Annotated in this window: 24 protein-coding genes; 10 read left to right on the top strand and 14 right to left on the bottom strand. The window is 71.6% G+C overall.

All coding sequences use genetic code 11. From position 1 onward, the window contains the following. Positions 1-330 precede the first annotated feature (330 nt). On the top strand, positions 331-1,257 hold the full coding sequence (locus QSK10_RS31860) for a LysR family transcriptional regulator (protein WP_285667216.1): 927 nt from the start codon (positions 331-333) through the stop codon (positions 1,255-1,257). Positions 1,258-1,351: 94 nt separating this feature from the next. Here QSK10_RS31860 and QSK10_RS31865 read toward each other — a convergent pair whose 3' ends face one another. Next, entirely contained in the window at positions 1,352-1,696 is a 345-nt protein-coding gene (locus QSK10_RS31865) for a VOC family protein (RefSeq protein WP_285667218.1), read from the bottom strand. Between the two features lie 110 nt (positions 1,697-1,806). On the opposite strand from QSK10_RS31865, the gene QSK10_RS31870 reads away from it, so the two are divergent. Then, entirely contained in the window at positions 1,807-2,598 is a 792-nt protein-coding gene (locus QSK10_RS31870; protein ID WP_285667219.1) for a helix-turn-helix domain-containing protein, read from the top strand. Here the strand turns inward: QSK10_RS31870 and QSK10_RS31875 are convergent. Beyond that, the gene (locus QSK10_RS31875; protein WP_285667220.1) at positions 2,555-3,595 is read right to left on the bottom strand and encodes a TDT family transporter; all 1,041 of its coding nucleotides are present in this window, start codon (positions 3,593-3,595) and stop codon (positions 2,555-2,557) included. The genes QSK10_RS31870 and QSK10_RS31875 overlap by 44 nt on opposite strands. 154 nt (positions 3,596-3,749) lie before the next feature. On the opposite strand from QSK10_RS31875, the gene QSK10_RS31880 reads away from it, so the two are divergent. Beyond that, on the top strand, positions 3,750-4,943 hold the full coding sequence (locus QSK10_RS31880; RefSeq protein WP_285667221.1) for an FAD-dependent monooxygenase: 1,194 nt from the start codon (positions 3,750-3,752) through the stop codon (positions 4,941-4,943). Here the strand turns inward: QSK10_RS31880 and QSK10_RS31885 are convergent, their stop codons facing one another. From QSK10_RS31885 to QSK10_RS31920, 8 genes are all read right to left on the bottom strand, one after another. After that, positions 4,944-5,525: a hypothetical protein gene (locus tag QSK10_RS31885; RefSeq protein ID WP_285667222.1), complete on the bottom strand. Its 582-nt coding sequence runs from the start codon at positions 5,523-5,525 to the stop codon at positions 4,944-4,946. A 1-nt stretch (position 5,526) separates the two neighbouring features. Continuing rightward, positions 5,527-6,159 (bottom strand): hypothetical protein, encoded by a 633-nt coding sequence (locus QSK10_RS31890; RefSeq protein WP_285667223.1) that lies wholly within the window; start codon positions 6,157-6,159, stop codon positions 5,527-5,529. A 39-nt stretch (positions 6,160-6,198) separates the two neighbouring features. After that, positions 6,199-7,188: a Gfo/Idh/MocA family protein gene (locus QSK10_RS31895; RefSeq protein WP_285667224.1), complete on the bottom strand. Its 990-nt coding sequence runs from the start codon at positions 7,186-7,188 to the stop codon at positions 6,199-6,201. 9 nt (positions 7,189-7,197) lie between these two features. Beyond that, positions 7,198-7,710, bottom strand: coding sequence for a hypothetical protein (locus QSK10_RS31900; RefSeq protein WP_285667225.1), 513 nt, complete (start codon positions 7,708-7,710; stop codon positions 7,198-7,200). Positions 7,711-7,771: 61 nt separating this feature from the next. Then, entirely contained in the window at positions 7,772-7,954 is a 183-nt protein-coding gene (locus QSK10_RS31905) for a DUF6104 family protein (RefSeq protein ID WP_285667226.1), read from the bottom strand. Positions 7,955-7,959: 5 nt separating this feature from the next. After that, the gene (locus QSK10_RS31910) at positions 7,960-11,622 is read right to left on the bottom strand and encodes a multifunctional oxoglutarate decarboxylase/oxoglutarate dehydrogenase thiamine pyrophosphate-binding subunit/dihydrolipoyllysine-residue succinyltransferase subunit (RefSeq protein ID WP_285667227.1); all 3,663 of its coding nucleotides are present in this window, start codon (positions 11,620-11,622) and stop codon (positions 7,960-7,962) included. Between the two features lie 141 nt (positions 11,623-11,763). Then, positions 11,764-12,114: an STAS domain-containing protein gene (locus QSK10_RS31915; RefSeq protein ID WP_285667228.1), complete on the bottom strand. Its 351-nt coding sequence runs from the start codon at positions 12,112-12,114 to the stop codon at positions 11,764-11,766. 324 nt (positions 12,115-12,438) lie between these two features. Then, complete coding sequence (locus tag QSK10_RS31920; protein WP_285667229.1) at positions 12,439-13,101, bottom strand: hypothetical protein; 663 nt, start codon at positions 13,099-13,101, stop codon at positions 12,439-12,441. Between the two features lie 135 nt (positions 13,102-13,236). Here QSK10_RS31920 and QSK10_RS31925 point away from each other — a divergent pair, with 135 nt between their 5' ends. From QSK10_RS31925 to QSK10_RS31935, 3 genes are all read left to right on the top strand, one after another. After that, positions 13,237-13,956 (top strand): response regulator transcription factor, encoded by a 720-nt coding sequence (locus tag QSK10_RS31925; protein ID WP_285667230.1) that lies wholly within the window; start codon positions 13,237-13,239, stop codon positions 13,954-13,956. Positions 13,957-14,024: 68 nt separating this feature from the next. After that, complete coding sequence (locus QSK10_RS31930; RefSeq protein WP_432705388.1) at positions 14,025-15,563, top strand: sensor histidine kinase; 1,539 nt, start codon at positions 14,025-14,027, stop codon at positions 15,561-15,563. A gap of 24 nt (positions 15,564-15,587) precedes the next feature. Next, the gene (locus tag QSK10_RS31935) at positions 15,588-16,895 is read left to right on the top strand and encodes a S1C family serine protease (RefSeq protein WP_285667232.1); all 1,308 of its coding nucleotides are present in this window, start codon (positions 15,588-15,590) and stop codon (positions 16,893-16,895) included. A gap of 151 nt (positions 16,896-17,046) precedes the next feature. Here the strand turns inward: QSK10_RS31935 and QSK10_RS31940 are convergent, their stop codons facing one another. Genes QSK10_RS31940 through glpK form a run of 3 tightly spaced genes read right to left on the bottom strand, consistent with a single transcriptional unit; the run spans position 17,047 to position 20,710 of the window. Further along, positions 17,047-18,114, bottom strand: coding sequence for a hypothetical protein (locus QSK10_RS31940; protein WP_285667233.1), 1,068 nt, complete (start codon positions 18,112-18,114; stop codon positions 17,047-17,049). A gap of 31 nt (positions 18,115-18,145) precedes the next feature. Next, the gene (locus QSK10_RS31945) at positions 18,146-19,222 is read right to left on the bottom strand and encodes a hypothetical protein (RefSeq protein ID WP_285667234.1); all 1,077 of its coding nucleotides are present in this window, start codon (positions 19,220-19,222) and stop codon (positions 18,146-18,148) included. 18 nt (positions 19,223-19,240) lie between these two features. Then, positions 19,241-20,710: a glycerol kinase GlpK gene (gene glpK / locus QSK10_RS31950; protein WP_285667235.1), complete on the bottom strand. Its 1,470-nt coding sequence runs from the start codon at positions 20,708-20,710 to the stop codon at positions 19,241-19,243. A 146-nt stretch (positions 20,711-20,856) separates the two neighbouring features. Here glpK and QSK10_RS31955 point away from each other — a divergent pair, with 146 nt between their 5' ends. The 4 genes from QSK10_RS31955 (at position 20,857) to QSK10_RS31970 (ending at position 24,976) form a co-directional block, all read left to right on the top strand. Beyond that, positions 20,857-21,762 (top strand): ABC transporter ATP-binding protein, encoded by a 906-nt coding sequence (locus QSK10_RS31955; RefSeq protein ID WP_285667236.1) that lies wholly within the window; start codon positions 20,857-20,859, stop codon positions 21,760-21,762. Further along, the gene (locus QSK10_RS31960; RefSeq protein WP_285667237.1) at positions 21,759-22,838 is read left to right on the top strand and encodes an ABC transporter permease; all 1,080 of its coding nucleotides are present in this window, start codon (positions 21,759-21,761) and stop codon (positions 22,836-22,838) included. Before QSK10_RS31955 ends, QSK10_RS31960 begins: the two co-directional genes overlap by 4 nt. 132 nt (positions 22,839-22,970) lie before the next feature. Continuing rightward, a complete protein-coding gene (locus QSK10_RS31965; protein WP_285667239.1) occupies positions 22,971-24,155 on the top strand; it encodes a Gfo/Idh/MocA family protein in 1,185 nt (394 codons plus the stop codon). 206 nt (positions 24,156-24,361) lie between these two features. Further along, the gene (locus QSK10_RS31970) at positions 24,362-24,976 is read left to right on the top strand and encodes a hypothetical protein (protein ID WP_285667241.1); all 615 of its coding nucleotides are present in this window, start codon (positions 24,362-24,364) and stop codon (positions 24,974-24,976) included. 787 nt (positions 24,977-25,763) lie between these two features. Here the strand turns inward: QSK10_RS31970 and QSK10_RS31975 are convergent. After that, positions 25,764-26,339, bottom strand: a complete 576-nt coding sequence (locus tag QSK10_RS31975) for a GNAT family N-acetyltransferase (protein WP_285667243.1) — start codon at positions 26,337-26,339, stop codon at positions 25,764-25,766. Between the last annotated feature and the right edge of the window lie 92 nt (positions 26,340-26,431).

Genomic DNA, 26,431 nt, shown 5'->3' on the forward strand with positions numbered 1-26,431 from the left:
GGGTGAGGCCCACGGCCCGCAAGCCGAAAGAGGGCGGGGGAAGAGGGCGGGGGAAGAGGGCGGGGGAAGAGGGCGGGGGAAGAGGGCGGGGGAAGAGGGTGGGGGAAGAGGGTGGGGGAAGAGGGCGGGGGAAGAGGGCGAGGGGAAGACGCCGCCCCCCTCATTTCGCCCCACCCCGAAACCATCGCCCCCACCCCTCCCCCCGCGCCAGACTTCCCCCGGGTCCGGAACCGGCGGGCGGGTCGGTTCCGGCCCCGAACGGGGGCGGGGCGCACCAGCACGGCACTCGTGCGCCCCGCAAAAAAACACAAAACCCGGCACACTAACCCCATGATCAGCACGACCGCCAGCAGCACGCCCCCCCTCTCCCCCCGCGTCCCCGACCTCCCCACCCTCGACCTCCTGGTCAGCGTCGCGAGGCTCGGCAGCATCGGCCGCGCCGCCTCCGCCCACGGCATCTCCCAGCCCTCGGCGAGCCGCCGGATCCGCACGATGGAGCGACTGGTCGGCGTCCCCCTGATCACCCGCACCCCACGGGGTTCCCGCCTCACCCAGGACGGCACCCTCATGGTCGAGTGGGCGAGCGCCGTCGTGGACGCCGCGCGGGTCCTGGACTCGGGTATCGACGCCCTGCGCGAGACGCGTGACCGGCGGCTGAAGATCGCCGCGAGTCTCACGATCGCCGAGTACCTGATGCCGGGCTGGCTGGTGGCGCTGAAGGAGACCAATCGGGACACCGCGGTCTCGCTGGCGGTGGCGAATTCCGCGGTGGTGCACGAGCTGATCCGCGATGAGCAGGCCGATCTGGGTTTCGTCGAGGGCCCGGGTCCGGTGAAGGGCCTGCGTTCGGCCGTTGTGGCCCGTGACGAGCTGGTCCTGGTCGTGGCCCCGAAGCACCGCTGGGCGAGGCGGCAGACGCTTTCGCCGGGTGAGCTGCGGGAGACGGCGCTCATCTGCCGTGAGGAGGGTTCGGGTACGCGCGCGGCCCTCGCCGCCGCCCTCGGGTCCGAGCCGGTCGCGCCACTGCTGGAGCTGGCCTCGACGACCGCGGTGAAGGCCGCGGTCCTGGCGGGGGACGGCGCGGCGGTCCTGAGTTCCCTCGCCGTCGCCGACGAGCTGGCCTCGGGACGGCTGGTCAGGGTCCCGGTGGCCGAGGTCGATCTGGGACGCGGGCTGCGCGCGGTGTGGCGTACGGGCACGCGCCCGGCGGGCCCGGCGGCGGACCTGCTCGCGCTGGCCCGGCGCCGTGGTTCATGAGCGGCGGAAACGATCTTCACCCGACCGTCCAACTACCGTGAGCCCGTTGGGGAACGCCCGGCGGAGCGGGCCCGCCGCTCCGCCGGGCGTCCGGTCACAGCACGCAGAAGGGATGACCCGCGGGGTCCAGCAGGACCGTCCAGTCTTCCCCGCCCGGCTGGTGCGGAGGGAGGGTCGCACCCAGCTCAAGGAGGGCCTTCACGGCGGCTGCGCGATCGGCGACGGTGAGGTCGAGGTGCAGGTACTTGGCGCCCGGCCAGACCGGGTGCTCGTAGTCGGCGACGAACTGGAACGAGAGGTTCAGCGGGGCGGCCTCGACGGTGGCCCAGGTGTCGTCGGCCGAGGTGACCGTGCCCCCCAGGGCCTTCGCGTAGAACTCGGCCAGCGCCTGCGGTCGGCGGCAGTCGATGACGACGCCGGACACGGTCGCGATGCTCATGGTGTTTCCCTTCATCGGTGATCGCGGCCAAGACTCGCCCGCGACCGCCTCCGGTGGCTTGAAGATTCTTGCGGGGACGGCTTGTCGTACCGGCCCGGTACCGTGCCCGGGTGCTGTCCGAGACGACGATCGCCTCCGCGCCGGGACTGACCGTGGAGTCCGTCGTGTGCGCCGACGAGATGCGCGGGTGGGGGCGGCCCGGGGTGCGGGACGCCTACACGCTGGTCCTGGTCCGCGCGGGACGCTTCAGCCGGCGCGGCCGGGACGGGCTCCTGGAGCTGGCCCCCGACGTCGCCTACATCGCCCGCCTCGGCGAGGAGGAGCGCTTCGCGCATCCCGACGGCGGCGGGGACGAGTGCACGGCGGTGCACATGACCGGCGAGCGCTGGGAGGCCCTCGCCGGTGAGCGCGTGGACCGTTCGGCGCTCTACGTCGACGCTCGCCTCGACCTGGTCCACCGGCGTCTCCTGCGGGCCACCGCCGACCCGGGTTACGCGATGGCCGAGCAGCTCCTGGAGCTGTTCACCGGGGCCCTGAGCCAGGCCGTGGACGCCGCCACGCCCGCCTCGGCGCCACCCGCCGACCGGCGCGCCGTCGCCGCCGCGCGGGAGGCCCTGGCGTCGGGACACCCGTCGGCCGCCGGCCTGTTCACCCTCGCCGCGCACCTGGGCGTCTCGCCCTACCGGCTCAGCCGGGCCTTTCCCGCCGTGACCGGCATGACCCTCACCCGCTACCGCAACACGCTGCGGGTGACGGCCGTCTTGGCCCGCCTCGAAGCGGGGGAGACGGGCCTGGCGCGGCTGGCCGCCGAGCTCGGCTTCGCCGACCAGGCCCACCTGACCCGCACCGTCCGGGCGCTCACCGGTGGGACGCCGACGGCACTGCGGCGGTTGCTGGCGTGAGCGCGCCGGTCACCAGTCCGTGCGCGGTGCGCGCGGCGGTGACCGCCCACGCGCCGAGCAGGCCCGCGTACAGGGCCCAGGCGAGCCAGCCGTAGACCACCGCGCCGGTGTGCGCCGACAGCACCGACGCTCCCGTCACGCACGTCCCCACCGGGAACGTGAAGCTCCACCAGGTCAGCGTGAACGGCAGGCCCTCCCGCAGGCTCCGCAGCGTCACCGCCAGGGCCAGCGCCAGCCACAGCAGCGCGAAGCCCATCACCAGGACGCCGTAGCCGGTGCCCAGTGCCGCCAGGCCCGGGTGTCCCGAGACGCCGCCGAGGTTGCCCGCGGCCGTCGCCGACTGCCCCAGCGGGCCTAGCACGATCCACAGGGTCGGGACCGGCGCGGTGAGCTTGTGCGCGGCCAGGCGTCCCCAGATCTGCGGCAGCAGCACCAGCGTCGCCATCAGCGACAGCCCGAACATCGCGTAGCAGGCCAGCAGCATCGTCAGGCGCGGCTGCCCGTCGGGCACGTGCGGGATCAGGGCCGCGCCGGTGGCCGCCGACACCATCGGCGGCACCAGCGGCATCAGCCAGCCCGCGAAGGGCGCCGCCCCCGACAGGGCCGGGCGCGTGAACATCAGATACGGGACGGCCACCGCGCTCACCAGGCCCGCCACCGTCCCCGCCAGCCACAGCCCGAAGGCCACCGGGACGTTGCCGGTGAAGGTCAGCGCGCCCGCGCCCACCGTCAGCAGCGCCATCGGGGGAGCGCCGTAGAACTGCACCGCCACCGGGTCGGCGTGGTGCCGTCCCGCCCGCCCCGAGAGCCACTGCGCGGCGAAGGCCACCGACAGCACCAGCAGCCACACCGCCGCCGCGGCCCACACCACCGCCGCGACCGGGCGCAGCCAGCCCGGCGCGCCCGGCAGTCCCGCCGCCGCGTTGGCCACGATGCCGGTGCCCATGACGGAGGCGAACCAGTTGGGTCCGATGTGGTGGGTGAACCTGTCGATCATGACTCCAGCCTCCGCCTCCGCGCCGCCCACCGGCAGACCCCGCGCGGGGATGAGGTCATAGCTCCGGGCTATGACCTTCGCCGAATCGGGTACACGACCGGCGAACCCGGACGGATAATTCAGGCCCGGGTTCCTCAGATGAGGGGAGCGTGCGATGCCGACCACGGTGGACGTACTGGTCATCGGCGCGGGACCGGCGGGCCTGGTGGCCGCCGCCGAACTCGCCCGGCACGGAGTGCGGGCGGCGGTGGTCGGCGGGCCGCCGGGGGCCGCGCACGAGGTGCGCCTCCACTCCCGCACCCTCGAACTGCTCGACGCCGCCGGGCTCGACCTGCGGCACACCGGACGCCAGTACGGCGAGGTCCGCGTCGGCGACTACGCCGTCGGCCTCGACCGCGGCGAGACGCCCTACCCGTACATGCTGGTGGTGCCCGATGCCGAGTTCGGCGCGCGCCTGAACGTCCCCATCGTCGACGCCCCGGTGGAATCGCTGTCCGACGGGCCGCTCGGCGCGGTCGTGCGCGCCGGGGGCGAGGAGTTCCTGGCCCGCTACGTCATCGACACCGCCGGGACGTGGCTGGCCGCGCGTTTCGGCGTCCGCAGCGAGGAGAGCGGCGTGCTCGGCCACTACCGCGCCGGGCGCGTCTTCTTCGCCGGGGACGCCGCCCACCGCAGCCCCGACACCGGCGGGCTGGGGCTGAACCTGGCCGTCCAGGACGCGATGAACCTCTCCTGGAAGCTCGCCTACGTCTGCCGGGGCCTGGCCTCCGACAGCCTCCTGCACACCTACCACGCCGAGCGGCGGGTGGTGGCCGCCGAGGCCCTGCGCGGCGAGCGGCTCCTGCGCGGCCCGCTGCGGCGGGTGCTGCGGCTCGGCGGCGTCCGCGACCGGGTGGGCGGGCTGTTCTCGCAGCTGGGCACGCACTACCGGCACACCGCGTTCTCCCGCTCGCACCGCGAGCACGGCGCCCGCGCGGCCGGTGACCGCGTTCCGGACGCGGGCGGGCTGTACCGGCTCCTGCGCAGTCCCGGCTACCTCCTCGTCGGCGCGGGGGCGACGGCGGTGGGGCTGCTGCGGCAGGTCGGTGAGGTCTACACCGGACTCGTGCGCCCCTACCTTCTCGGTGGGGGCGACGCGTCGGTCCCCGCGATCGAGGACTCGCGCGGCGACCTGCGGCGGCGCATGCGCATCGGCGACGGCGACCTCGCCCTGGTGCGGCCCGACGGCTACCTGGCGTTCCGGCTGCCGGGGACGGTGGCCGCGCTGCTGCCGAACCTGCTGGGCGCGTGGGTGGTCACGCGCTCGGCGACGCCGGAGCTCACCCCGACGCACTCGGTGCTCGGCTGACTACTCAAGGACGAAGAACAGCGCGACGCCGACGTCGGTCGACCAGATCGTGTCACCGGCGCGCTCCGGGTCGGGCACGTTCACCTCGAACCCGGCGTGCACGACCACGTCCTGCGGCGCGTTGACCCGCAACACCGGCGCGGTCGCCTTCGACGGGCAGGGCACGGAGGTGTAGTCGGTGCGCCCGGAGTAGGCGATGTTCAGGTTGACCGAGACGTTCTTGAAGTCCGCCGGCGCGTTGACGGCCTTGCAGCCGGCGTAGACGAGGTAGCGGCCCGCCGGGAGCGCCTGGATGCCGCCGGTGCCGAACTCGCTGAGCGAGGCCATCGCCATCGAGTGCACGACCTGGGCACCGTCCGGCGGCTCGGCGAGGGCCTTCGCGGGCGCCTTGGCCGAGCCGAGGGGATCGGGCAGGGCCGTCTCGGCGACCCAGCTCTGCAGGGCCATCGGCGCGTCCTTCGGGGCATGCGGCGCCGGACGCGAGGCGGCCAGCGCGTAACCGGCGCCCGCGGCGATGATCGCGGTCAGCAGCACCACCACCGAGGTCGGCCAGGGCCGGCGCGGGAACGTGAAACGGCCCATGTCAGTCGCCCTCCTCGGGGACGAGCCACACCGCGACCACGTAGGGCGCGGCGTCCTCCGGCGCGCTCAGGTATCCGCCGAGGGACAGTCCGCCCAGCTCGGTGAAGGTCAGCACGTGCTCCATGCGCACCACCGTCGACGGGCACGGCATGCTCACCATGTACGCCCCGGCCGTGGTGGACACCTGGAGGTCGAAGCTGGTGGTCAGCCGCCGCGCCTGCGCGCCGAGCATCCCGCAGCGCATGTGCAGGCGGTAGGACCCCGGGGCCACCACACGCGCCACCTCGCCGGTGGGCGGGCCGCCCAGCTGGGAGAGCAGCATGACCTCGCCCTCGAACTCGGCCGGGGCCTCGCTCAGGACCCACCGGGTCAGCTCGGCGGCGTTGTTCGGCGGGGGCGCCGCCGCGGGCGGCGTCTCGGGTGCCGTGCACCGCTGGAACAGCACCGCCGAGGCGAGCGTGGCCACGGCGGTGAGCACGATCGTCACCGTCACCAGCACCCAGCGCGTGGAGGGCTGGGCGGGGGGACGGTCGCGCGGAGCCGGGGTGTCGGCGGGCTCCCAGGTGGACTCGCCGTCGACGGCGCCCAGATCGATGACCGGTTCGCCGCCGCCGGACTCGTGCCAGGGGTGCATACCAGGTAGGTTAACGACCCCGCGCGAGTGGCGCCGCCCTCACTCCCCCGGGTAGGCCACGCCCAGCCGGCGCCTGGCCTCGTCCAGGGTCGCCATCACGTCGAGGGTCGCCCGCCACGGGACCATCGGGCTCTCGGTGAGGCCCGCCCGCAGGCAGCGCATGGCCTCCACGGCCTCGTGGAACAGGCCCGTCCCGGTGTAGGCGACGTCCAGCTCCTCCACGGCGTACTCCTCCTCGGTGGTGCCGCGCGTGAGGCGGATCGCCGAGGGCCGGAAGAAGGGCGCGGCCAGCTCGAAGAAGCCCTCGGAGCCGGTGACCTGCGCGACGCACGGCGAGGCCGACTCGATGCCGCAGGTGAGCGCGGCGACGGCCCGCTCGTAGCCCAGGAGCAGGCCCGCCATGGCGTCCACGCCCTCCGGGGTCCGCCAGCCGGAGACGGCGACGCTCGCGGGCGCGCCGAGGACCATCTGCGCGAACGCGACCGGGTACACGCCCAGGTCGAGCAGGCCGCCGCCGGCGAGCTCGGGATCGCGCAGCCGGTGCTCGGGCGGGAAGGGCCCGCCGAGGGAGAAGTCGGCGTGCACGGACTTCACCTCGCCGATCGCGCCCGCCGCGATCAGGTCGAGCATCCGCCGGATGCCGGGGTTGCAGCGCATCCACATGGCCTCCATGAAGAAGAGGCCCCGCTCCCGGGCGAGCGCGATGAGCCGCTCGGCCTGGGCGAGGTTGACCGTGACGGGCTTCTCGACCAGGACCGGCTTGCCCGCGCGCAGGCACAGCTCGGCGGCGTCGTAGTGCGCGTTGTGGGTGGTGGCGATGTAGATGATGTCGACGCCGGGGTCGGCGGCGAGCTCGGCCCAGGATCCGTGGGCGCGGGGGACGCCGTGCTTCCCGGCGAAGGCGCGCGCGGAGTCGAGGGTGCGCGAGCCGACGGCGGCGACCTCGGCGTCGGGGATGAGCTTCAGGTCGGCGGTGAAGGCGGAGGCGATGCCCCCGGTGGCGAGGATTCCCCAGCGGATCTTGGTCATGAAGAGATTTCAGCACAGGGGGGGCGTGGGGACGCGCCAGGCCGGTCGGCCGTCCCACGGGCAGCCGTACGAGCCGTGGAACAGCCCGTGCTCCCGGCAGCGCTCGACATGGCGCGGATCGGGCGGCGCGTCCCAGCCGGTTCCCACGGCGGGGACGGGGGTGAACCCGGCGGCCATCGCGCGGTAGTCGGCCAGGTAGCCCGCCGCGAACGGCGGCTCGTAGCCGAGCCGGTCCCGGCCGTGGCCGGTGGCGGCGAGGTCGATGACGCGCAGCAGGAACGCCTTCTCGTGCGGCCACCCGCCGGTCCAGGGCAGCTCGGCCAGGTCGAAGCCCTCCCACACGCCGAGGTGGCGGTGCCCGGAGTCGACCAGCAGGACCGCCAGGCGCAGCTCCCAGGGCGTGGCGGCCAGGTCGCAGGCGGCGGGCATGAGCACGTCGAAGAAGGCGTCGGTGCCGCCGTTGCTGAGGCTCAGCGCGTCGGGGACGGCGGTCGTGCCGCGCGCGGTGAAGGTGTTGCCCATGTCCCCCCTTGAAACGGACGGAGGCCGCGCCCACCGGGCGCGGCCTCCGTGTCGAACCGTCCTACTCGTCGTCGTCCTCGTCATCGAGCCGTGCCAGCCAGGTCGCCAGCCGCTCGATGGGGACCTCGAACTCGGGGTTGTCATCGACGAACTCGCGCAGCCGGGCGGCCACCCATTCGAGGGTGACCTCCTCTTCGCCGCGCCGGTTCTCCAGCTCCTCGATGCCTCGGTCGGTGTAGTACATCGGTGTCAGGCGCCCTTCGGCATCGCGACGTCGATGAGGGCCTGCTGCTCCACGTCGTGGATCTTCGCCGAGCCCACCGACGGCGCGGCGGCCGCGGGGCGGGACAGGCGCTGCAGGCGGACCCCGTCGAGGTGCTCCAGCAGGTTCAGGGCGATGTGGCTCCAGGCGCCCTGGTTGGCCGGCTCCTCTTGGACCCAGGCGTACTCGGTGGCGTTCGGGTACTGCGCCAGCGCCGCGCGGACCTCCTCCACCGGGAGCGGGTAGAGCTGCTCCAGGCGGATGATCGCGGTGTCGGTGATGCCGCGCTGCTCACGGGCGGCGGCGAGGTCGTAGTAGACCTTGCCGGAGCACATGAGGACCCGGGTCACCTTCGACGCGTCGAGGACGGCCGGGTCGGCCAGCACCGGCTGGAACTTCCCGTTGGTGAAGTCCTCCACCGACGAGACCGCCGCCTTGTGCCGCAGCAGCGACTTCGGCGTGAACACCACCAGCGGCTTCTTCTTCGGCGACAGCGCCTGGCGGCGCAGCAGGTGGAAGTAGTTGGCCGGGGTGGTGCAGTTGGCGATGCGCATGTTGTCCTCGGCGCACAGCTGCAGGTAGCGCTCGGGGCGGCCGGACGTGTGGTCCGGGCCCTGGCCCTCCTGGCCGTGCGGGAGCAGCAGGGTCACGCCGGAGCGCTGTCCCCACTTGGCCTCGCCGGAGGAGATGAACTCGTCGACGACCGACTGCGCGCCATTGGCGAAGTCGCCGAACTGCGCCTCCCACAGCACCAGCGCGTCGGGACGCTCCACCGAGTAGCCGTACTCGAAGCCCATCGCGGCGTACTCCGACAGCAGCGAGTCGTGCACCCAGAAGCGGGTGTTCTCCGCCGCGACGGTCGCGATGGGGGTGTAGTCGGCCTCGTTGTTGTTGTCCACGACCACCGAGTGGCGCTGCACGAAGGTGCCGCGGCGGGAGTCCTGACCGGCCAGGCGCACGTTCACGCCCTGGTTGACCAGCGAGCCGAAGGCGAGGATCTCACCGAAGGACCAGTCGATGCCGCCCTCGACGGCGGCCTTGGCGCGCCGCTCCAGGACCTGCTTGACGCGCTTGTGCGGCGTGAAGCCCTCCGGGTAGGAGACCTGCGCGTCGCCGATGCGCTTGACGAGCTCGGCCGGGATCGCGGTCTCGACCTCGATCTCGGGCTCGGCGACGTGGCGGCGCGGCGTCGGCTGGACGTTCCCGTTGGCCTGCTTGGTCAGCCGGAACACCTCCTCCAGCTTCGACGAGTAGTCGCGCAGGGCCTCCTCGGCCTCTTCCAGCGTGATGTCGCCGCGCCCGATCAGGGCCTCGGTGTAGAGCTTTCGCACCGAGCGCTTCTGGTCGATGATCTGGTACATCAGCGGGTTGGTCATCGACGGGTCGTCGCCCTCGTTGTGACCGCGGCGGCGGTAGCAGAGCATGTCGATGACGACGTCCTTGTTGAACGCCTGGCGGTACTCGAAGGCCAGCGCGGCCACGCGGACCACGGCCTCCGGGTCGTCGCCGTTGACGTGGAAGATCGGCGCCTGGATCATGCGCGCCACGTCGGTGGAGTACAGCGAGGAACGGGAGAACTCCGGGGCGGTGGTGAAACCGACCTGGTTGTTGATCACGACGTGCACGGTGCCGCCGGTGCGGTAGCCGCGCAGCTGCGACAGGTTCAGGGTCTCGGCGACCACGCCCTGACCGGCGAAGGCCGCGTCACCGTGGATCAGCACCGGCAGGACGGTGAACCCGGCCAGGCCGAGGTTGATGCGGTCCTGCTTGGCGCGGACGATGCCCTCCAGGACCGGGTCGACCGCCTCCAGGTGCGAGGGGTTGGCCACGATCGAGGACGTGGTGACGTGCTTGCCGTCGGCGGTGGTGAACTTGCCCGTCATGCCGAGGTGGTACTTGACGTCCCCGGAGCCCTGCGTGCTCTTCGGGTCCATCTGACCCTCGAACTCGTTGAAGATCTTCTCCACGGGCTTGCCGACGATGTTCGCCAGCACGTTCAGGCGGCCGCGGTGGGCCATGCCGACGACGACCTCGTCGAGGCCCTCGCGGGCCGCGTTCGACAGGACCTCGTCCAGCAGCGGGATCAGCGACTCGCCGCCCTCAAGGGAGAAGCGCTTCTGCCCGACGTACTTGGTGCCCAGGAACGTCTCGAAGGCCTCGGCGGCGTTCAGGCGGCCCAGGATGTGCTTCTGCTCGTCGGTCGAGGGCTTCTCGTAGGGCTTCTCGACGCGCTCCTGGATCCAGGCGCGCTCCTCGGGGTCCTGGATGTGCATGTACTCGATGCCCACGCGGCGGCAGTACGACTCGCGCAGGACGCCCAGGATGTCGCGCAGCTTCATCGTGCGCTGACCGGCGAAACCGCCGACCGGGAAGACCCGGTCCAGGTCCCACAGGGTCAGGCCGTGCTGGAGGATGTCGAGGTCCGGGTGGCGGCGGATCTCGAACTCCAGCGGGTCGGTGTCGGCCATCAGGTGGCCGCGGACCCGGTAGGAGCGGATCAGCTCGATCACGCGGGCGGTCTTGTCGATGGTGCCCTCGGAGGTGCCCGCGACGTCGCGGACCCAGCGCACCGGCTCGTACGGCAGCCGCAGCGACGTGAAGATCTCGTCGTAGAAGCCGTCGGCGCCCAGCAGCAGCTCGTGCATGCGCTTGAGGAACTCGCCCGACTGCGCGCCCTGGATGATGCGGTGGTCGTAGGTCGAGGTCACCGTGATCGTCTTGGAGACGCCCAGGTCGGTGATGGTCTCCTCGGACGCCCCGGCGAACTGCGCCGGGTACTCCATCGCGCCGACGCCGATGATCGTGCCCTGGCCCAGCATGAGGCGCGGAACCGAGTGCACGGTGCCGATGCCGCCGGGGTTGGTCAGGGTCACGGTGGTGCCGGCGTAGTCGTCCATGCCGAGCTTGTTGTTGCGGGCCTTGCGGACGATGTCCTCGTAGGCCTGCCAGAACTGGCGGAAGTCCATCGTCTCGCAGCCCTTGATGGAGGGGACCACGAGAGTGCGGCTGCCGTCGGGCTTCTGGAGGTCGATCGCCAGACCCAGGTTCACGTGGGCGGGCTGGACCAGCTCGGGCTTGCCCTCGGCGGTCCGGAAATGGTTGTTCATCTCCGGATGCGTGGACAGGGCCTTGATCAGGGCGTAGCCGATGAGGTGCGTGAAGCTGACCTTGCCGCCGCGGCCACGCTTGAGGTGGTTGTTGATCACGATGCGGTTGTCGGACAGCAGCTTCGCCGGGACGGCGCGCACGCTCGTCGCGGTCGGCACCTCCAGCGAGGCGTCCATGTTCTGCGCGACCTTGGCCGCCACGCCCTTGAGCGGGACGACCTTGTCGTCCTCGGCGACCGGGACGGTGGCCTTGGCCGGGGCGGCCGCGGGCTTGGCGGCGGCCGGTGCGGGCTTCGCGGGCGCCGGAGCGCTCACGGCGGGTGCCGCGGGGGTCTGGGGGGTGGCCACGGGTGCCGCGGGGGCGGCGGGCTCGGGCTGCGCCTTCTTGTAGTCACCGAAGAACTCGTGCCACGTCGGCTCGACACTGGAGGGATCTTCGAGGTACCGCTGGTACATCTCCTCGACGATCCACTCGTTGGGTCCGAACTCCGCGAGCGTCTGTTCTTTGCTTGTCGAACTGCTGTCGGTCGACACGGCCGTCATCGCCTCTTCTACAGCTTTATGAATGGCATGGGTAGTCCTGCGCTACAGGCTACGTCGGCGGGCAGGGCGAAGCGCACCCGCCCGGAGCCCAAGCGCAGGTCATCCACCGGTACGGGTGTACTAATTCATACTCGCCGTGACTCAGGTCGCTCTCGTGGGAGCGACCGCGAAGGCGTCCGTCTGCTCTTCCAGGAGCTCCTGGGCGCCGACCACCGTGAAGAGGCGGGTGATGAAACGGCTGGGGTTGGTGACGGTGACCGTGACGCCCACGTCCCGGGCGATGCGGTATCCGACCACGAGCGTGCCGATGCCGGTGGAGTCGAGGACGGTCACGCCCGCCACGTCCACGTGGATCGATTTGGCCTTGTCGGTGGCGAGGATCTCGGTGATCGACTCCCGGATCCTCGGAGCGGTCGCGTAATCGACCTCGCCGCGTAGTGCCAGAGTCACTCGGCCGTCAGGGGCCGTGTGGGTCTCGATTGACAGCGTCATCGCACCCTCATCGTCGTCGACTCGTCATCGTCTCGTGCAGGTCGTACCGGGGCGCGCGGCGGATGAGCCGGCGCGCTCGCAGATCTCTCTCGAAACCGAGGCGGTCCGCCACCGGCGGCCCGGTCCGCGCACAGCTCGATCACGCGTGCGGGCTCGGCGGAGAGACCAGCGTAACCGATTTGTTAGCCGATTGGGACCAGCGGTCGGCTTGCCTTGAGCTGGCAACGGTACTAGCGCCTCGCCGGTCTGTCGACGTGCGGCCGGAGTGTTTTTTCGGGCTGAACCGGACGGTTTCTTTTCCAATGTGGACGGTAAACGCGCAGGTCAGCGCGCGATGGAGATCCACACGGCCTGGGCCTGCGCGAGAACGCGCCCGTTCTCGCCGTACAGCGTCGTCGTGACCGCCGCCTTGCGTCCCGACAACCCGTCCAGTCGTCCCATGACCAGGCAGTTCTCTCCCGGCTGTGGGATATGCCTCACTTGTCCGGTGAGGCGCCCGAGGAGTCGCGGGTTCTGCTCCAGATCGTTGACCCATCCGCCCGGACAGTCCAGAGCCGCCCACATCGTGGGAGCGCCGACCTCGGCGGGAACCCGCCATGTCGCGATCGTGCGGCCGTCCGGGAGGCGGCCCGGGGCCAGGTGGAGGCCGGTGGCCGAGCGCGGACCGCACGTGAAGCAGGTCGGGAACGGGTGGTGCGCCAGTCCGGGATATGGACCGGCCAGGGCCGGATCGCCGGGCTCGACGGGCGCGGCGAACGCGTCCGGTGCCGCCTCGGTGGCCTCGGCCACCAGGACCTCGCCGTGCCGCACGCGGACCGTCTCACCGGGCTCGACGGTCATGGCGACGTCCAGGGGCGGCGGGACGCGCAGGGTCACCGTCACCGCGTCCCACGGCGCCGCCCCCGCGATCAGGCCGCTGGTGTAGCCGCCGTTGCCGGAGTCGGGCGGGCCGCAGAAGCGGGCGGGGACGGTCACGGTCGCGGTCATCTCGGCTCCCTCGGGGACGTCACTGACGTGGGCAGTCTGGCAGTCGGCGGCCCCGGAGGCGCCGCCCACCCCATTGCCAGGAAGCTCTCAGCCGATGTCCAGCCTCGTCGGGGACAGGGGGCGCAAGATGGACTCATGCCGGTAGGGGAGAAGAACCGCGCCGCCACCGAGGCGGAGGCGACGCTGCTCGTGGTCGAGGACGACCCGAACATCTGCGAGTTGCTGGCCACCAGCCTGCGCTACGCGGGCTTCGCCGTGCACACGGCCAGCGGTGGCGAAGAGGCCGTGCGGGCGGTGTCCAGGCACCGGCCCGACCTGATCGTCCTCGACGTCATGCTCCCCGACTTCGACGGCTTCGAGGTCGCCCGCCGGGTGCGCTCCGGCTCCGACCGGACCCCCATCGTGTACCTCACCGCGCGCGACGCCACCGAGGACAAGGTCCGCGGGCTGACCCTGGGCGGCGACGACTACGTCACCAAGCCCTTCAGCCTGGAGGAGGTCATCGCCCGCCTGCGCGCCGTGCTGCGCCGCACCCAGGGCGACGTGACCCCGCCCCCGCGCCTGAAGTACGCCGACCTGGAGCTCGACGAGGAGACCCACGAGGTCTGGCGCGCCGGGCGCACCGTCCAGCTCTCGCCGACCGAGTTCAAGCTCCTGCGCTACTTCATGGTCAACGCCGGGCGCGTGCTGTCCAAGGCGCAGATCCTCGACCACGTCTGGCGCTACGACTTCCGCGGCGACGACGGCATCGTGGAGTCCTACGTGTCCTACCTGCGCCGCAAGATAGACAACATGGAGCCGCGCCTCATCCAGACCCTGCGCGGCATCGGCTACGTCCTGAGGTCCCCGCAGTAGAGATGAGCGTTCCGAGAGTCAGCGCGGTCCGCGGAGGCTGGCAGCGCACCCCCCTGAGGGTCAAACTCATGGCGTCCATGCTGTTGCTGGTCGCCGGAGCCCTCGTGCTCATGAGCGTGGTCAGCGTGACCCGCCTCGACAGCGTCCTCACCGACCGCGTCGACGAGGAGCTCGCCAGCCGCTACAGCGGGCAGCTGCAGATCGCCTTCGACCCCAAGACCAAGCAGCTGCTGTCGACGCCGTCGGACACCATCATCATGTGGCCCGACGTGAACGCCGATGGCGGCCTGTACTACCTGTACCTGCACAGCGGTGAGCTGCCGTCGTCACTGCCGTTCTCGGGCGTGGCCGCCGAGGACATCCAGGTCCAGCTGGAGAGCCACCTGGGCGGCGAGGCGTACACCATCGCCTCCGCCGACGGCAAGACCCGCTGGCGCTTCGTCACCCGCGTCGCCACCGTGAACTCCTCCGGCGAGCAGCACATCGTCGGCGTCGGCGTCGACCTCAAGGACGTCACCGCCACCGTCGCCGAGCTGACCACCATCGACCTGCTGGTCGGCACCGCCGTCCTCATCGCCCTGGCCAGCATCGGCGTGGCGATGATCCGCGCCAGCCTCAACCCGCTGCGCCAGATGGAGGCCACCGCCGTCGCCATCGCCGCCGGCGACCTGTCCCGGCGCGTCCCGCAGCACGACGTGCGCACCGAGGTCGGGCAACTGGGCGCGGCCCTGAACACCATGCTCGGGCAGATCGAGACCGCCTTCGCCGCCGCCACGGCCTCCGAGGCGCAGGCGCTGCGCTCGGAGGAGAAGATGCGCCGGTTCATCGCCGACGCCAGCCACGAGCTGCGCACCCCGCTGACCACCGTCCGCGGCTTCGCCGAGCTCTACCGCCAGCGCGGCGACTCGGCCGGGCCCGAAGAGGTCGCCGCCAGCATGCGCCGCATCGAGGACGAGGCCAAGCGCATGGGCCTGCTCGTGGAGGACCTGCTGCTGCTGGCCCGCCTCGACCGGGAGCGCCCGGTCCAGGCCGACCCGGTGGACCTGCTGTCGCTGGCCGCCGACGGCGTCACCGGCGCCAAGGTCACCCACCCCGAGCGCCCGCTCGACCTGAAGGTCGGGCGCGGGCCGCTGATCGTGCTCGGCGACGAGCTGCGGCTGCGGCAGATCCTGTCGAACCTGCTGGCCAACGCGCTGGCGCACACCCCGCCGGAGACGCCCATCGAGGTCCGCGTGTACGCCGAAGGCGTCCACGCCTACCTGGAGGTCGCCGACGAGGGCCCCGGCATGACCCCCGACCAGGCCGAGCGCGTCTTCGAGCGCTTCTACCGCGTCGACCCGGCGCGCGGACGGCAGTCCGGCGGCTCCGGGCTCGGCCTGGCGATCGTGTCGGCGCTGGTCGCCGCGCACAACGGGCGCGTCACCGTGCACACCGAGGTCGGCGTGGGCACCGTCTTCCGGGTGCGCCTCGACCTCGACCCCGACCTGCTGGCACCGGAACCCGAAGAGCCCGCGGAGGAGGCCCTTGAGGTCTCCGCCGACGTGCCCGCCGACGCTCCCGTCGCCCCGCTTTCAGCCAATTCGCAGGATGAGTCCAGGGATGCCTGAGTTTGACCGGCCATAGTTCTGCTCATGAACGAGCCGAACGCATCCGCCGCCCCGGACCCCCGGGACGGATCGAACCCCCCGGCGTCGGCCGAGGGCGTGACTCCTCTCAACGAGACCCACTCTTCTGAGACCCCCGCCAACGACCTGACCGCCGCCGAGATCGCGGCCAACCACGCCGAGGTCGCCAAGGCCGCCGCCGAGGTGCCGTCCTGGAAGCCGGAGACGGCCGGGACCGCGGTGCCGCCGGAGGCTCCTTCTCCCACCCCCACCCCCACCGCCGTTCCGCCCGTGGCCGCCGCTCCCGCCGTGGAGTGGCCCGCGAGCCCGCAGCCCCCGGCCTGGGCCGCGCCGCAGCGTCCCGTCCCGCCGCCGGTCACCGGACCCGCCAGCCACCCGCTGACGAGCCAGCTCCCGCCGGTGTGGCCGGCCGCGCCGCAGCACGCGCAGCCCCGCCCGGGCGTCTCCTACGCGCCGCCGCCGACCCCCGGCTACTACCCGAACTCGCCGGTCACCGGATACCCGGCGCCGGCGCCGAAGACCCCCGCGTGGCGCAAGCCTCTGGCGGCCGTCGCGCTGATCGCGGCCCTCGTCGTCGGATCCGCCACCGCCGGTGGCGTGGCCGGCTACCTCGCCGGTGACGCCAACGCCTCCGGTTCCGGCAGCCACATCTCCTCCCCGTCGGCGCCGGTGGCCAACGGCGCGACCATCGCCGACGTGGCCGCCGCCGTCCAGCCCAGCGTCGTGGTCATCACCACCGGCCAGGCCGAGGGCTCCGGGGTGGTCCTGGACAAGAACGGGAACATCCTCACCAACAACCACGTCGTGTCCACCGCCCGCGGCAACACCGTCACGGTGAAGTTCGCCGACGGCACCACCGCCAACGCGCGCATCGTGGGCACCGACCCCGCCAACGACCTCGCGGTGATCAACGTCGGCGCCTCCGAGAAGCTCACCCCGATCGCCATCGGCGACTCCTCCTCGCTGCGCGTGGGCGACACCGTCCTCGCCCTGGGCTCCCCGCTGGGCCTGGAGGGCTCGGTCAGCTCCGGCATCGTCTCGGCCCTCGACCGCACCATCTCGGTGGGCTCCGAACAGGAGAGCCCCTTCAGCCGCTCCGAGGCCACCAAACTGAACGGCCTCATCCAGACCGACGCCGCCATCAACTCCGGCAACTCCGGCGGTGCCCTGGTCAACGGGCGCGGCGAGCTGATCGGCATCAACACCGCCATCGCCACCGACGGCAGCTCCTCGGGCTCCATCGGCGTCGGCTTCGCGATCCCGTCGAACACCGCCAAGCAGGTCGCCGAAAAGCTGATCGCGCAGGGTTCCTGACCGGCTTCGCCGGTTCGGGTTCATAAGACCTGGAACCGGCTCGCGGGCCGGTTCGTCAAAGCCTTTGTTCTCCTCCCCGAGGACGGGTGGTGGAAGGTAATGGGCGACCTTCCACCACCCGTCCCACTCCACTTTCCGAAGGGCGGGGAGTCTATTTCCCGGCCGAGGGCGAGCCCGGCGCGCCACCGGTCATGCTGAGGACCTCGCCGCCCGGGCCGAAGGCGACCCAGCCCTGGTAGTCCCAGTCGGACAGGTGCACCAGGGTGGTCAGGACGCCGTTCTCCACCCGCACGCGGGCCTGGGAGTTGCCCGGGTCGCCGATCCCGGTGAGCTCGCGGGCCCGGGCGGCCGCCTCGCCGATGCCGCGCAGGTCCAGCGAGCGCAGCTCGAAGGACACCGGGCCGGACCACTGCTCGTCGGCGGGGCCCTCGTCGGCGATCGCGGCGTACTCGTAGACGTAGGACGTGATGGTGTCCCGGACGGCGACGCCGACGATGACGCGCCCGTCGGAGCGGAACTCGATCTCCACGACGTTCGGGTGCTCCTCGGCCAGGACCGCGACGGCCGCCGCGCGCCGGTTCCCGAAGACGAAGTCGTTGTACGAGGAGTCGAGGATCCCGCCCACGATCTCCCCGGTCACCGGCGGCCGGATCGCGCCGACCACCGCGACCGCGGCGGCCACCGCGGTGAAGAACACCAGGAAGTCGAGGGCCCGTCCCGGGCGCTCGCCGGCGTACTCCGGTGGGACGCCCGGCGGGGGCGTCCAGGCGTCCAGCCGCCGCTGCCACTCCGGTCCCGGGTCGGGGGCGAGGGCGACGTCGGGGCGGCCGGGGCGTTTGGGGACGACCACGTACTTCCGGCCGAGGTGGAAGCGCTGCGCCGCCTCGCCCTCGCCGAAGATCTCGCTGAGGGTGTAGTTGTAGGCGGCGGCGCCGGTGGGGTGGACGCCGACGGTCACGTGCACGCTGACCTCCCCGTCGCCGTCGGTGGTCCGGAAGACGTCGGTGATGACGGCGGGCATGCCCTCGCCCCGCAGGAGCCTGCGCCGGGCCGCCGCGCGGGCGACGGGCCCGCCCGCCCACATGAGGGCGGCGAGAATGCCGATGAGGGCGGCGGCGAAGGCGGCCAGGAGGTAGAGGGTCTGTCCGGTGGTGCCGAGCACGATGAGCGCGATGAGGGCGGCGAAGCCGCCGAAGGTGGCGAGCGCGAGCCGGATCATGCGGCGAGTGTATGGAGGCGGGTCGACGCCCTCAGTTCGCTCGCGCGGCGGCCGATCCGGGTGCTCCGCCGGACATGCCCAGGACCTCGCCGGTGGCGCTGAAGGTGACCTGGCCCTGGACGTAGTCGTCGGTCAGGAAGACCTGGCAGGTCAGGACGCCGTCGGCGATCCACACGCGGGCCTGCGCGTCGCCGGGGTCGTGGATCCCGGTGAGCTCGCGGGCGCGGTTGGCCATCACCCCGATGACGTCGAGGTCGAGTGAGCCCGGCGCGAACAGGTCGGGGTAGGGCCGCTGGTCGGTCGCCGGTCCCTCGCGGGTGACCTCGCCGTACTCGTAGGCGTAGGTGTCGAGGTACATCGGGTTGCGCTCGGCGCGGGCGTCGGCGAGGACGCGGCCGTCGCTGCGGAACTCGATCGCGGCGACCTCGGGGTGGTCCTCGGTGAGGCGGGCGACGGCCTGGGCGCGGCGGTCGCCGAAGACGAAGTCGTTGTACGCGCCGGAGAAGACGCCGCCGACGACTTCGGCGGTGGCGGCCGGGCGGATCGCGGCGGAGACGGCGATCCCGGCCAGCAGCGCGGTCACGAAGACCGCGGCGTGGCGGCGGGTGACCTCGATCTTCGTCTCGGCCCTGGGCGGCAGGTCCTCCGGGACCGGCCACTTCTCCAGCCGCTCGGCCCACTCCGGGCCCGGGTGCTCGGCGATGGCGACCTCGGGGCGGCCGGGGCGTTTGGGGACGACCACGAGCTTGGTGCCGACGGTGTACATCCACCGGTGGTCCGGCTTCACCGACTCGGCGATCTTGATCCGGTAGGGGTCGGTGTGGTCGCCGTGGACGGCGACGGTCAGGTCGAGTGACACGTTGCCCTCATTGTCGGTCTTCTCGTCGGCATCGGTGACCACGGCGGGCATCCCCTCGCCGCGTTCCAGCCGCCGCCGGGTCGCGGCGCCCTTGGTGGGCCCGAACTCCCAGTACGACATGGCAGGCAGGCCCACCGCCAGGCCCGCGCCGAGCACCGCGAGGTAGAGCAGGTTCCCGGTGGTGGCGAGCATGGTCAGGCCGGAGAGTGCGGCGAAGGCGCCGAAGGTCCCGAGGGCGAGCCGGATCATGCCGCGAGTGTATTGAGCTCAGTCGATCCAGCCGGTGGAGCGCTCGACCGCCTTGAGCCACTGCCCGTAGTCGCCGTCGCGGCTCCGCTCCGGGCGCCAGGCGGCGTCCTCGCGCCAGTGCGCGCGCAGCGCGTCCACGTCCGGCCACAGGCCCACCGCCAGGCCGCCGGCGTAGGCCGCGCCCAGCGCGGTGGTCTCGGCGACCGCCGGGCGGATGACGGGGACACCCAGGATGTCGGCCTGGAGCTGCATCAGCAGCGAGTTCACCGTCATGCCGCCGTCGACCTTCAGCGACGACAGCTCGACCCCGGCGTCCTGCCGCATCGCCTCGGCGACCTCGCGGGTCTGCCAGCAGGTCGCCTCCAGCACCGCCCGCGCCAGGTGCGCCTTGGTGACGTAGCGGGTCAGGCCGCAGATGACGCCCCGGGCGTCGGAGCGCCAGTGCGGCGCGTACAGGCCCGAGAAGGCCGGGACCACGTAGCAGCCGCCGGTGTCGTCCACGCTCGCCGCCAGCTCCTCGATCTCATCGGCCGAGCAGATGATCCCGAGGTTGTCGCGCAGCCACTGCACCAGCGCGCCGGTGATCGCGATCGAGCCCTCCAGCGCGTAGACCGGGTCCCGGTCGCCGATCCGGTAGGCGAGCGTGGTCACCAGCCCCGCCGTGGAGGCCACCGGTTCCGTCCCGGTGTTCAGCAGCAGGAAACTGCCCGTGCCGTAAGTGTTCTTGCCCTCGCCGGGCGCGAAGCAGGTCTGCCCGAACAGCGCCGCCTGCTGGTCGCCCAGCGCGCCCGCCACCGGAATCCCCTCCAGGCCCTCGGCGATCGCCTCGCCGTAGATCTCCACCGACGGCCGGATCTCCGGCAGCAGCGCCCGCGGGACGCCGATGGCGTCCAGCAGCGCGTCGTCCCAGTCCAGTGTGGACAGGTTCATCAGCATCGTCCGCGACGCGTTGGTCACGTCGGTCAGGTGACGGCCCGTCAGCTTGTAGATCAGCCACGAGTCGACCGTGCCGCAGGCCAGCTCACCGCGCTCGGCCCGCTCCCGCAGGCCCTGGTCCAGCAGCCAGCGCACCTTCGGGCCGGAGAAGTAGGTGGCCAGCGGCAGGCCCGTCGCCTCGCGGAAGCGGTCCTGCCCGCCCTCGGCGGCCAGACCCGCCACGAGCTCGCCGGAGCGCGTGTCCTGCCAGACCACCGCGCGGTGCACCGGCTCACCGGTCCGCCGGTCCCAGACGACGACCGTCTCGCGCTGGTTGGTGATGCCGATGGCCGCGACGTCCCGCGCGGTCAGCCCCGCCTCGCCGATCGCCGCCCGGGTGACCTCGTGCGCGTCCCGCCAGATGTCGCTCGCGTCGTGCTCGACCCACCCCGGACGCGGGAAATGCTGGGTGAGCTCCTTCTGCGCGGTGGCGACGATCGAGCCGTGGGCGTCGAAGACGATGCATCGCGTGGAGGTGGTGCCCTGGTCGATGGCGGCGACGAACTCGGTCATGGGGAGAGTTTGCCCGATCGCGGCCCGTTCGCAGTAGCCCCGCCCGCCAGGCGCGTATCGGGCTTCTCATCCGATACCGCCGTCCCCGGCCCGCACGCTCCGCCACCGCCCTCGACCCCATTGATCTCTCCCGTACGGTGTGCACCATGAGTGTCTCCATCCGGGTCACCGACGTTCGGAAGAGCTACGGCGACGTCCGGGCCGTCGACGGGGTGTCCTTCGAGGTAAACAGCGGCGAGTTCTTCGGCATCCTCGGCCCCAACGGCGCCGGGAAGACGACGACGCTCGAAATCGTGGAGGGCCTGCGCCAGTCCGACACCGGCGGCGTCGAGCTGCTCGGCGAGTCGCCGTGGCCGCGGAACCCGAAACTGCTGCCCCGCATCGGCGTCCAGCTCCAGGGCACGGCCTTCTTCGAGCGGCTGACCGCCCGCGAGCAGCTGCACACCTTCGGCAGCCTCTACGGCGTCGGCCCCAAGAGGGCCGACGAGATGCTGGAGCTGGTCGGCCTCACCGAGAAGGCCGGCACCCGTGTGGAGAAGCTCTCCGGCGGCCAGGCGCAGCGCCTGTCCATCGCGTGCGCGCTCGTCCACGACCCCGAGCTGGTCTTCCTCGACGAGCCCACCGCCGCCCTCGACCCGCAGGCCCGCCGCAACCTCTGGGACCTCCTGCGCGCCATCAACGAGACCGGCCGGACCGTCGTCCTCACCACGCACTACATGGACGAGGCCGAGCTCCTCTGCGACCGCGTCGCGATCATGGACCACGGCAAGATCCTCAAGATCGACACCCCCGCCGCGCTCGTCCGCGGCCTCGACGCCCCCACGCGCATCTCCGTGGACAGCGGCAACCTCTCCGCCGCCGACGTCACCCGCGTCGCCGACGGCGTTGCCGAGGTCGCCGACGACGGCGCGATCCTGACCTTCACCACCCGCGACCCGTCCACCGTGCTCACCGCGCTGGCCGAGGCGAGAGTCCTCAATGGACTCCAGGTCCGCGGCGCCACCCTTGAGGACGTCTTCCTCGAACTCACCGGACGGGAGTACCGGGCATGAAGTCCTACCTGAGTCTCAGCAGGGCGATGCTCATCGGCCTCTTCCGGGACAAGACCACCCTGTTCTTCACCCTCCTGTTCCCCCTGATGTTCCTGGTCATCTTCGGCGCCATCTTCGGCGGCGGGTCCGACACCAAGCCCGGCAAGGTCATCGAGATCGGCGACGTCGCCGTCCTCGACAACATGGCCAAGGCCGACCCCGACGCCCTCAAGGACCTCCTGGAGATCACCAAGTCCAGCGACGAGGCCGACGCCAAGCAGCAGGTCGCCTCCGGCGACGCCGCCGCGGCCATCAAGCAGGACGGCCAGACCGTCACCATCTACTACTCCGCCGCCGACCGGACCCAGGCCGGCATCGTCACCGGGATCCTGTCCGGCATCGTGGAGAACACCAACCTGGAGATGCTCAAGGCCGCCGCCCCCGGCACGCCCACCATCGCCGTCACCACCGACCAGGTCGAGGACAAGGCCCTCAAGCCCATCCAGTACCTCACCCCCGGCCTCCTCGGCTGGGCGATCTCCATGTCCGGCGTCTTCGGCGCGGCCATGACCCTGGTGACCTGGCGGCAGAAGAAGACCCTCCGCCGCATCCGGCTCGCCCCGGTCAGCGTCGGTGCGGTCGTCGGCGCGCGCGTCGGCAACACCCTCCTGCTGGCGCTCATCCAGATGACGGTGTTCCTGCTGGTGGCGTCCCTGCCGTTCTTCGGCCTCACCCTCACCGCGTTCTGGTGGATGGCGATACCCTGCGTCCTGATCGGCGCGCTCGCCTTCCTGGCGATCGGCCTGCTGGTGGGTGCGGTGTCCAAGACATCGGAGTCGGCCTCGGGCCTGGCCAACCTCATCATCCTGCCGCTGGCCTTCACCTCGGGCTCGTTCTTCCCACTGTCCCAGATGCCCGACTGGATGCAGAAGATCTCCTACGTGTCGCCGCTGCGGTACCTGAACGAGGCGATGCTGGACGTCATGGTGCGCGGGGAGGGACCGGCGGCGGTCCTGCCGAACCTGGGCGTCCTGGTGGTCTTCGGGATCGTCGTCGGCTTCATCGCCACCCGCCTTTTCCGGTGGGACGACGTCTGATCCGCGATGTCACGAACCGGGCGGCTTCATCCGGAGCCGCCCGGTTTTCGCTTTCCATCATGTGGGAGTGTGTTAGGTAAGCGCTTGCTACCTGTTGCCCCATGGTGATCAACGGCGGGTAGGGTCTGGCGGATGGATGATCTGCGACTCGGCGTCGCGGGGCTCGGCCTCCGCGCCTCCATTGCCCTGGAAGCCCACCGCCCCGGCGAAGGCGCGCGCGTCACCGCCATCTGCGACACCGACCCGGCCCGCCACGAGTGGGCGCGCGAGAAGTTCGGCGCCGAGGTCGCCGTGACCGCCGACTTCGCCGAGCTGCTGGCCTCGGGCATCGACGCCGTCCTCATCCTCACCCCCGACGACACCCACCGCGCGCTCGGCGAGCTGGCGCTGGCCGCCGGCGTCCCCACCTTCATGGAGAAGCCGCTGGCGATCACCGTGGAGGACACCGACGCCCTCCTGACGCTGGCCCGCAAGCACGCCGCGAAGCTCTACGTCGGCCACAACATGCGGCACATGCCGGTCGTGCGCGCGATGCGCGACATCATCCAGAACGGCGAGATCGGCGAGGTGCAGGCCGTGTGGTGCCGCCACTTCGTCGGGCACGGCGGCGACTTCTACTACAAGGACTGGCACGCCGATCGCCGCCGCACCACCGGCCTGCTGCTCCAGAAGGGCGCCCACGACATCGACGTCATCCACTGGCTGGCCGGTGGCGCGACGCGCGAGGTGACGGCGATGGGTGAGCTGAAGGTCTACGGGCGCGTCACCGACCGCCAGGAGGTCGAGGGCACCAAGCGCGAGGACTGGTACCGGCCGGAGACGAACTGGCCGCCGCTGTCCCAGAAGGGCCTGCACCCCGTCGTCGACGTCGAGGACGTGTCGATGATGCTGATGCGCCTAGACAACGGCGTGCACGCCTCCTACCAGCAGTGCCACTTCACGCCCGACTACTGGCGCAACTACACCGTCATCGGCACCGAGGGACGCGTGGAGAACTTCGGCGACACCGGCGGCGACGCCGTCGTCCGCGTCTGGAACAAGGGCCGCCGCAACTACGACGGCACCGGCGACAAGCAGGTCGAGATCCCCCGCTCGACCGGTGGCCACGGCGGTGCGGACACCCTGCTGATCGACGAGTTCCTGCGCTTCGTGCGCGAGGGTGGCGTCACCGACACGTCCCCCGTGGCCGCTCGCGACTCCGTCGCCGCCGGCGTTTACGCGACGCTGTCGCTGCGGAATGGCGCCGCGCCGCAGACGGTTCCGCCGGTGGAGGCCGATCTCGCCGCTTACTTCGCCCGGGGGCAGCGGGAGGTTTAGGGGGTGGACGGGCGGGTGGGGAGCCACTGTCTCGGCTCCTCACCCGTCTTTTTTGGTTCTGGCGCTGCCTTCCGGGTGCTTTCCCCTGCTTCCCAGTGCTTTCCGGGTGTGGCACGAAGATGGGATCGCGCGGTCTTCCGGTCGCCGTACCTTGGATTTCACGAGCCACGGGGCATCCGGGGGCCGATCCATTGGGAGGAACCGCAGTGAGCGACTTCGACACTCCGCACGACGAGACCACCGACACCGAGTACGACGCCCAGTTCCACGCGGCGAGCGACCTCGACGGCAACGGAGTCGCCGATGAGACCATCACCGTCGAGTACGCCGACCACACCGAGACGCTCGTCGACACCGACGGCGATGGGGACGCCGAGGGTGTCTACGTCGACGCCGACAAGGACGGGGTCGTCGACGAGGTCCTGGTCGACGCCGATGGGGACGGGACGATCGAGTCCTCGCTCGTCGATGGTGACGGGGACGGGTACGCCGACACGGTCGTGTCCGACTTCAACGGGGACGGGCTGGTCGACCAGGTCGCGTCCGACACCAACCACGACGGGCTGATCGACGCGGTGGCCGTGGACGCCGATGGGGACGGGGCACTGGACTCGTACGCGGCGGACACGAACTTCGACGGGGTCGTGGACGAGACGGTTCTGGACTCGGATGAGGACGGGATCGCGGACGCGACGCTGAGTGACACGGACGGGGACGGGGTGGTGGACCAGGTGGTTTATGGGGACGCTTCGGTGACTTCGGCTCCTCCGGCGGCTGGGGACCCGGCTGCTCCGGCTGAGCCTGCCGCGCCGGCTAGCTAGTTTTCGCGGGATTGGGTAGTACAAGTTCATAAGCATCGCGCCCGCCACGCTTGCGCTAGTCGCCGTGGCGGGCGCTGATCGAGCCGCCCGAGGGGATCGGGCGGCTCGATTGGGGTTGGGGGGCCAGCCCTCCCGCCCACACCCTGTCCCGGCCGCAGTCCCGGCCGCGGCCCCAGTCCCAGTCCCAGTCCCGGCCGTCGCAGTCTCGCTACCACGGCCCCCGTTGCGGCACCTCTCCCGTCGCCCTCACCCCGAGCCCGTCTCCCCGCGCTTCTCGCCTCGCCCCGCGGATCGACCGTCCTCTATTCGCCACATCGGCGCTATTTGACGGTCGCCGTCTGGCCTGGGCTTTCAGCCCTCGTCCCCGACCAGGACGCTGTCCTGGACCTGGGCCTCTCTCGGGAGGCGTCTCCTCCTCTGGCCGGCCATATCGACGCTGAACGAGGAACCCCGGGGTGTCAAGCCAAAGAACGCGGCTTGACACCCCGAGAACCCTCGTTCTGAAACCACGTCTGGCCGACCGACGGAGGATCCACCTCTCCTATCCCGAGTCACCCCAGCGGATCTGGTCCCGGGCCCGTGTTGTCTTGCGGCTTGCGGGCCGTCTCGGTCCGGCTCTACTACAACGAGCTTTTGTCCGTGCCCGGGTTTTGACCCCGTAGCCCGCCAGTCACCATGCCCGGGTCTAAAACAACGAGCTTCTGTCCCCACCCGGGTTTTGACCCCGTAGCCGGCCAGTCACCTTGCCCGACCCCTGCTCCTTCACACCTGCACTTTCCTCTTCTTCTCACGCCTCCGCGCATCCCGGGCAGATCACTCCCCGGTTGTCGAACCTGCGGTGTCCGACCAGGCCTCCCGGGGCTTCGAAGCTCACTCCCGGGAACGTGAACTTGCGGGTTGCCTCGTGGAATCCGAGGCGTTCGTGGAGGAGGATCGAGGCCGCGTTCGTCTGGTTCACCAGGTACCAGGCGTCGCCGGAGCGGCGTTGGATGAAGCGCATTCGCGCCAGGGTGAGGCGTTGTCCGATGCCCATGCGGCGGTGGTCGTCGGCGACGATGAGGCCGCCGAGGTAGTAGCCCTCGGGGGCGGCGTCGAGGCCGGGGTAGCGGGGTTGGGGGAACCAGGTGACGCGGCCGTAGGCGACGATGCCGTCCGTGGCGGACTCGGCCACCAGGAGGGCGTTGCGCGGGCCGTGGGCGTGGCGTCTGGTGCGGTCGAGCCATTGGCGGACGTCGCCGTCTTCGTGGCCGGAGATCAGCTTGGCGCACGCGAAGTAGTCGGCTTCGGTGGTCGCTTCGCGGAGGGCCACGTGGCGCCTCGGTGGGCGGTGGTTCGGGTCGGGGTCGAACTCGGCGTAATGCATCGGCGTCCACTGGGTGGGTCGGCTGGCGCTGACTTGTGGCTGAGGCGGTGGGCCCGTTGGTCCGTTAGGGTATTGGCCGTGGCAAGGAAGGT

It is taken from the genome of Actinorhabdospora filicis, from assembly GCF_030269765.1.
Classification (GTDB): Bacteria; Actinomycetota; Actinomycetes; order Mycobacteriales; family Micromonosporaceae; genus Actinorhabdospora; species Actinorhabdospora filicis.